Annotated in this window: 6 protein-coding genes; 4 read left to right on the plus strand and 2 right to left on the minus strand. The window is 74.8% G+C overall.

Going from position 1 to position 7,138, the window contains the following annotated elements:
- The 3 genes from P1P75_RS37920 to P1P75_RS37930 all read left to right on the plus strand — a co-directional run.
- Positions 1–971, plus strand: a 971-nt coding sequence (locus P1P75_RS37920) for a VWA domain-containing protein (RefSeq protein WP_319263995.1), incomplete at its 5' end; no start/stop codon positions are given.
- Positions 968–2,734, plus strand: coding sequence for a hypothetical protein (locus tag P1P75_RS37925; protein ID WP_319263997.1), 1,767 nt, complete (start codon positions 968–970; stop codon positions 2,732–2,734). The genes P1P75_RS37920 and P1P75_RS37925, both read left to right, overlap by 4 nt.
- A gap of 101 nt (positions 2,735–2,835) precedes the next feature.
- Positions 2,836–3,381 carry a DinB family protein gene (locus tag P1P75_RS37930; RefSeq protein WP_319263999.1) on the plus strand — a complete coding sequence of 182 codons (546 nt, stop codon included), beginning with the start codon at positions 2,836–2,838 and terminating at the stop codon, positions 3,379–3,381.
- 12 nt (positions 3,382–3,393) lie between these two features.
- Here the strand turns inward: P1P75_RS37930 and P1P75_RS37935 are convergent, their stop codons facing one another.
- Together P1P75_RS37935 and P1P75_RS37940 are read right to left on the minus strand one after the other, a co-directional pair.
- Entirely contained in the window at positions 3,394–4,842 is a 1,449-nt protein-coding gene (locus tag P1P75_RS37935; RefSeq protein WP_319264001.1) for an alpha-amylase family glycosyl hydrolase, read from the minus strand.
- The gene (locus P1P75_RS37940; RefSeq protein ID WP_319264002.1) at positions 4,839–5,132 is read right to left on the minus strand and encodes a hypothetical protein; all 294 of its coding nucleotides are present in this window, start codon (positions 5,130–5,132) and stop codon (positions 4,839–4,841) included. Before P1P75_RS37940 ends, P1P75_RS37935 begins: the two co-directional genes overlap by 4 nt.
- 341 nt (positions 5,133–5,473) lie before the next feature.
- Here P1P75_RS37940 and P1P75_RS37945 point away from each other — a divergent pair, with 341 nt between their 5' ends.
- Positions 5,474–7,027 carry a hypothetical protein gene (locus tag P1P75_RS37945; RefSeq protein ID WP_319264004.1) on the plus strand — a complete coding sequence of 518 codons (1,554 nt, stop codon included), beginning with the start codon at positions 5,474–5,476 and terminating at the stop codon, positions 7,025–7,027.
- The last annotated feature ends 111 nt before the right edge of the window (positions 7,028–7,138 follow it).

Raw genomic sequence — 7,138 nt, forward strand, 5'->3', positions numbered from 1 at the left:
TGACAGGGCCGGGCTCGGGCGGGGGCCGGGAGGTGCCGTATCCCGGTGTGCGGGAGTGGTCGGAGGAACTGGCGGTGCTGTTCGGTCCGGGCATCCGGGAGGAGGTGCTGGCGGCGGCCGCCACATCGGGCCGCAGGGACGTGCTCGCCGAGTTGAACCCGGACAGCGTACGCCCCTCGGTCGATCTCCTGCGCACGGTGCTGCGCCATGCGGGCGGCCTGCCCGAGGCCCGGCTGGCGGCCCTGCGTCCGCTGGTCCGGCGGCTGGTCGAGGCCCTCACCCGGGAACTCGCCACCCGGCTGCGGCCCGCCCTGCACGGCACGGCCCTGCCGCGCCCCAGCAGACGTCCGGGCGGCGGCCTCGACCTGCCCCGCACACTGCGCGCCAACCTGGCGACCGCCCGCCGCGCCCCCGACGGCACGGTCCAGATCATCCCCGAGCACCCGGTGTTCCGCACGCGTGCGCGCCGGTCCGCCGACTGGCGGCTGATCCTGGTCACGGACGTGTCGGGATCCATGGAGGCGTCCACCGTCTGGGCGGCGCTCACGGCGTCGGTACTGGCCGGGGTACCGACCCTGTCCACGCACTTCCTGGCCTTCTCCACCGAGGTCATCGACCTCACCGGACACGTCGAGGACCCGCTGTCGCTCCTGCTGGAGGTCAGCGTGGGCGGCGGCACGCACATCGCGGCGGGCCTGAGACACGCCCGCGAGCTGGTCACGGTGCCCTCGCGCACCCTCGTCGTGGTCGTCAGCGACTTCGAGGAGGGCTATCCGCTCGGCGGGCTCCTCGCCGAGGTCCGTGCACTCGTCGGGGCGGGCTGCCACGTCCTGGGCTGCGCGAGCCTGGACGACACGGGACGGCCCCGCTACTCCACGGGCGTCGCCGGTCAGCTCGTCGCCGCGGGCATGCCCGTCGCCGCCCTCAGCCCGCTCGAACTCGCCCGCTGGGTAGGGGAGAAGATCACATGAGCCCGGACCTGACTCCGGATCACCTGACCACGGACAGCCCCGGTCCGGGGCTGCCTCCGGTCGCTGCGTCCGTCACCGCCGAGCTGGTCGAGGCGTTGTCTCCCCGGCTGCGCAAGCGGCTGGACGCGGGGGTCGCCAAGCTGGCCGCTCGTCCGGTCGTCCGCGACGGCGACACCGTGCGGATCGCCGTCGACGACGACACCGACCTCGTACTGCACGCCCCCGGCGGGACGGTGACCAGCGCGGACGCCGTCCGCTGCGGGTGCCTGCTGGCGCCGGACTGCCTGCACCGCGCGGCCGCCGCCTCGGCCGCGCCGGTGGCCGACGACGCGACGGAACCGACAGAACCGACTCAGGAGGCGCAGAGAGTACAGGGGGAGAAGGAGGCCGAGACCGCAGGGCCCGAGGAACGCGCCGCCGCCCGTGCGGTGTTCGCCGCCGCGGCCGCCGTCCTGGAGGCAGGCACGGACGGGGCCGGCGCCGTGCTCCAGGCGGAGCTGCTGCGCGCCGCGCACACCGCACGCCTGGCAGGTCTCCCCCGGGCCTCGGCATCCGCGGTCTCCGTGGTCACCGGGGTACGCGCGGCCCGTTCCGCCGACCCTGCGTACCGTCTCGCCGACCTCGCCGACGCGCTCGGTGGCGCCCTGGGCGTGGCCCACCGGCTCCTCCACGCCACGGGTCCCGGCCTGGCCGAACTGCGCGGCACGGCACGGCAGCCGTACCGGCCCGACGGCTCCCTGCGGCTGTACGGCCTGTTCTCCGAGCCGGTGCTCACCGCCACCGGATACGCGGGCGCGGTCACCTGGACCGCCGACGCCGAGGGCCGCCTCTACACGGTGTCCGACGTGGCGCCCGGCGGCCCCGGCCGCGCCACCGGCGCCGCCGACCGTGCCGTGCGGATCGGCGACACCTCCCTGACGCACCGTGAACTGGCGCGCGCGGGCCTTGCCGTGTCAGGCGCCACCGTCTCGCCCACAGGGCGCCTCGGCGCGGGCGCGGGGGTACGGGCCGTGCGCGCGTCCGGCGCCGCATGGCGCGCCGAGCCGCTCGGCCGGCTGTGGGATGTGCCCGTCGCCGACCAGGTGGCGCGGGCTCTCGGTGGCGGCCATGACCTGCTGTTCCTCGACGTGACGCTGATGGGCGCGGTCCGGGAGGCGACGGGTGACTGTCTGCTGGCCGACTGCGCCGGGGTGCCGCTGCGGCTGGCCACGGCGCACGACGCTCCCGCCCTGCCGTACCGCGACAATCTGCGTCTGCTGGCGGCGGCCGGGGGTGTGGGGCTGAGAGTCGTCGCCCGGCTGGCGCCGGGCCCGCTGCCCCGTGCGCTGCTGCTGGCGGCCGAGCACCCGAGCGACCCGGCCGCCCGGGTGGATTTGGGTCTCGACCGGCTCCAGCACGCGGATCTGCCCGCGGGAAGGATCCCGGACGCGGCCCCGGCTCCGGTCGTGGACGAGGCCCCGCTGCATCTGCTGCGCCGACGGGTCCACCAGGCCGTGTCGGGGGGCCGCCGTGTGCTGGCCTTCCCGGGCAGTGCCGCGGGCGACGGGGCCCGGCTGCGCCAGGTGGGGCTCGGCACGGCGGGGGACCTCCTCGACGGGCTGCACGCCGCCGCGGCGGACCGGGCGCGTGACGCGTTCGGGCGGCTGCTGCCGTCCGACGCAGGCCGTTTCGCGGGCGCTTGGCTGGCGTCGGCGCTGTACATGAGCGAGGCGGAGCGGGCGCTGTGCGCGCAGGCTTGGGGGGTGACCACGATCCCGGCGTGACGGCGACTCACAGCTCGCTCCTTTAGGTCAGGATCTGACCTGTATCCCTCCTAAGGTGGTCCACGAACGCGGAACACACCCCACGGAGACGGAGACCCGCCATGTCCCAGAACAGCCCCGCCACCCTCGCCCCGGCCCTCACCGGGGAGCGCGCCGACCTGCTGGAGACGCTGGCCAAGCACCGCGGCTTCCTGCGCTTCACCGCCAACGGCCTGACCGACGAGCAGGCCGGGCTGCGGACCACCGCCAGCGAGCTGTGTATCGGCGGCCTGATCAAGCACGTCACCTCGGTCGAGCGGACCTGGGTGTCCTTCATCGTGGACGGCCCGTCGGCGATGGGCGACTTCGACAACATGACGCAGGAGGACTTCGCACGGCGAGCCGACGAGTTCCGGATGCTGCCCGGCGAGACGCTGGCGGCGGTGCTGGAGACCTACGCCGAGGTCGCTCGCCGTACCGACGAGCTGGTCGCGTCCCTGCCCGGCCTCGACGCGTCGCACCCGCTGCCGTCGGCGCCGTGGTTCGCGCCCGGCAAGGAGTGGTCGGCCCGCCGGGTGCTGCTGCACGTGATCGCCGAGACGTCCCAGCACGCGGGTCACGCCGACATCATCCGCGAGTCCCTGGACGGCGCGAAGACCATGGGCTGACCCCGCTCCCCGTCAGGACACCCGGAACACATGCCCCTGCCAGGGCCCGAGATCCACGAACAGGCCCTGGCCGGCGAGTTCGTCGCCCTCGCGGTCGTACGTCCGTGAGGTGAGCAGGTCGGTCAGGCGCACCGTGCGGCCCCGCAGGTCGTCCCAGGAGAGGGGCAGCCGTGCGCGGGCCGGGAGGTCGCAGTGGTTGACGACGACCAGGTGGCGGGCGTCCGGGTGGGTCCAGGTCCAGCTGAGCAGCGCGCGATGGCTGTCGTCGTCCGGCCGTCCCGTCGGCGTGGACAGCCGCCACTCGCCCCGGCGTACGTCCGCGGCGGCCCGCAGCAGCCGGGCGTGGAAGTCGCGCAGTGCCTCGTCGGCCGGTTCCGTCGGCCGGCGGGAGAGGAAGACCGGAGGGCGCACCCGGCGGCCCTCGAACTGACCCTCGTGCCAGAGGGTCGCGCCGGGCAGGGTCGCGACGGTGACGGCCGCGGCCCGTCCCCGCTCGCCCGGCAGGGTGGCGGCGGCCCGGGGTTCGTCGTGGTTCTCCAGGAAGCGGACGAGGCCGCGCTGGTGGGTGAGGTCGGCCCGCAGATGGGCGCGGACGGCGCCGGCGTCCTCGTGGAGCAGCCGGTCGTACAGCTGTTTGTCGTAGCAGTGGTCGAACCCCTGCTGCTGGAGGGCGTGTTCGAGGCCCCAGTAGACCTCGGCGACCAGGAGCAGGTCCGGGTGCCGGGCGCGCACGCGCGGGACGACGTACGGCCAGAAGTCCTCGGCCGGGACCGGTCCTGCGGCCTCGCCCCAGGTCTTGGCGAAGATGTCGTTCCTCATCAGCATCGCCATGTCGCAGCGCACGCCGTCCGCCTGCTCGCCGATGGAGACCAGGGTGTCCACGGTCGCCCGGCGCAGGTCGTCGCTGAAGGCGTTGAGCTGGACGACGTCGGGCCAGGGCGGGAAGTAGGGGTCGCGGCCACGGGCGTAGATCCGCCCGCCGGTCGCGAGGTAGGCCTCCGGCGCGCGGGACAGGTCGTCGGGGGTGCCCTGGATCAGCCGGGACGGGTGCGTGCGGAGCCAGGGGTGGTCGGGGGCGACATGGTTGGGCACGAAGTCGAGGATCAACCGCAGTCCGCGGGCGGCCAGTCGGGCGCGGGCGGCGGCCAGTCCGTCCGGTCCGCCGAGGGCCACGTCGACGACGTAGTTCCGTACGCAGTACGGGGATCCGGCGATGTCCGCCTCGGTGAGACCGGGCAGGGCCGCGCGGAAGGACGCGAGCAGGGTGGCGTCGCGCAGCGCGATCGCCAGACCGGCCGGGCTGCGCTCCCAGACACCCATCAGCCAGACGGTGTCGATGCCGGGCAGGGCGATCTCGTCCCAGACCTCGTCGGGCACCTCGCCCAGGGTGAGGCGGCGCCCGTAGCGCTCGCTCAACTCCGTCAGCCAGACGAGGGTGTTGATCTCGTGGATCACCGTCATGACAGCGGTTCCCCGGGTTCGCGCACCGGCTTGAGGGACTCCCGTCCGCCGCGGCTCCAGTCGTCGCAGCCGAGGCTGTGGACGAGGGTCGCGGTGGCCGCGACGAGTCCGGTCCCGCCGGTCTGGTGGGAGGCGCCGAGCCCCGCGCCGTTGTCGCCGTGGAAGTACTCGTAGAAGAGGAGGAGCTCCTTCCGGTGCGGGTCCTTGGCGAACTCGAACTGGGCGCCCTGCAGGGGCCGGTGGCCCTCGGAGTCGCGCAGGAAGGTGGAGGTGAGCCGGCCGGCGATCACCGCTCGCTCAGGTACGGGTCCCGGCGCCGCCAGGGCGCCACCTTGTCGTCGGCCTCCGCGAGCCGGCGTCGTTCGGCGTCCGCCGCGCCACCACCGTGCGTCATCGCCCGTCCTCCTCGCCACCCGGCATGTGCCTCCACAGTCGGCCCCGTCGTGCGGGGCCGCAATGGCAGGGGCTGCGGGCCTGCGGCGGTGGGTGCCGGTGAGGGCCGCCCAGGGGTGTGCCGTCGGGCCCGGCGAAAAGCACCTGGCACAGCCGGGTGGGTGAACGCTACGATCACCGCGATGACAACTCACTCTGTTGACAGATTGGGGGACCCCACCGCGCAAGGTGAGCGCTGATGCTCACCCCACCCGCGATCGGGGATTCCCGCCTTTCCTTCTGGCTGCGCGTGCGCGAGTTCGCCGTGCCGCCTTCCATGATCGAGACTGCGACCGCCCGCCGCCTCGCCGGTGACTGGGCCGGCGCGTGCGCCGCCGCAGGCTTCGACATCGACTTCCAACTGCGTTCCGTGGCGCGAAGCCATCACCCCGAACTCGCCGCCCGGATCCGGGCCGATCTCCGGTGTCTGGCGCCCGACCTGCTGCGCTGGCACCTGCCGAGGATCGCTCCCGACGGACTGCTCCGCCCGGGGCTGACCCTCACGCTGGCCCGCTACGAGGCCTTCGGGCTGGACGGCGTGAGCCCGGTGCACCTCGTCGCCCGGACACCGCCCGCCTGGGCGGACGCCGGCCAGCGGATCAGCCTCGCCCTGTGGGACGGCTCCGGCGCGGACCACGGAGCCGACGCCGGCCGCCATCCGCATCCCCGGCCCAGCCGACGGTTCCGCTTCGACCTGCACCGCCATCTGTGGGACGCGAGCCGTGCCGGCGAACTGCGCGTGCGGTCGGGGGCCGACGGGCCGGCCGCCGACCGTCACCCCGCCATCCCGACGGGGGCGGTCCCGGACGGGTACAGCTGTGCCGTCGGCCGATGGGCGGCCGAGGCGCGGATCCTCCTCCGCGCCGAGGGACTGCCCGACGGACCGGTCCTGGTGCGGTGCGGTGGGCGGCACCGGCTGGTGCTGGACGTGGGTGGTGATGCGGCGGCTTCAGGGGCCAGGCCCGCGTGGGGGGCTGTGCCCGAGTCCGCAGCGACGGCGCCCGCGCTGCCGGGCCCGGCCGAGGTCCCCGGGTCGGCGCCCCCGCCGCGGGGCCTGTCGGTGGCCGCCGCAACGGCATCCGAACAGCCCGTCCCGCCCGAGCTCGACGAACCCACGTCCGCGCCACCTCACCTGTCCAAGGCCGCCGCAACGGCATCCGAACTGCCCGTCCTGCCCGATGCGGCGACCTGGGTGCCACCCGACCTGGAACTGGTCCGCGCCGGCGCGATCGACATCGCTCGGCTGCACCCGTTGGTGGCCTCGGCGCTGGTGCCTGAGCATGTGCCGGCCGGCCCGTCCGGTCTCCCTGACGCCGCGGGACAGCCGCGGCCCGTCGAGTGCCGGGGAGCCCGGCACCGTATCGGCCTGGTCGACGGGGTGCTGGCCCCGCTGGACCACGCGCCGGACGAGATCCGGCGGGAGGAGTTGCTGGTGGCGCTCGGCGGCATCCCGCTCCCGTGTCTCCAGGCGATCGATGAGGCCCACCGCCACCCGGACTGTCTCACCGGCGTGCGCGAGCGCCTGGTCCACGGTGACATCGCCGGTGCGCTGGCCGTCGTCGAGGGCCTGCTGGGTCCCGCCGCACTGCTGCGCGACGGCGCGCTGCGGGACGCCCTGGAGGCGGCCGCGCGGCAACGGATCACGTACGGGTTGTACCGGGCGGGCCTGATCGGACCCGGCCGCGTCCGCCCCGAGGACGTCCGCCGGCCACGGGTGGGCCGCTCACGCCCACGGCACGGCACCCACCGCTGAAGGTCACGACCCGCCCATCTCCCAGGGCTCCTGGCCCTGCCCTCACTCGCCGCACCACGAACCCAAGGTGATCACACATGCCCACTCGCAACCCCGCCCCCGTCACCGACC

Origin of the sequence: Streptomyces sp. ID05-39B, assembly GCF_033794725.1 — a bacterium.
Lineage (GTDB): Bacteria > Actinomycetota > Actinomycetes > Streptomycetales > Streptomycetaceae > Streptomyces > Streptomyces bobili.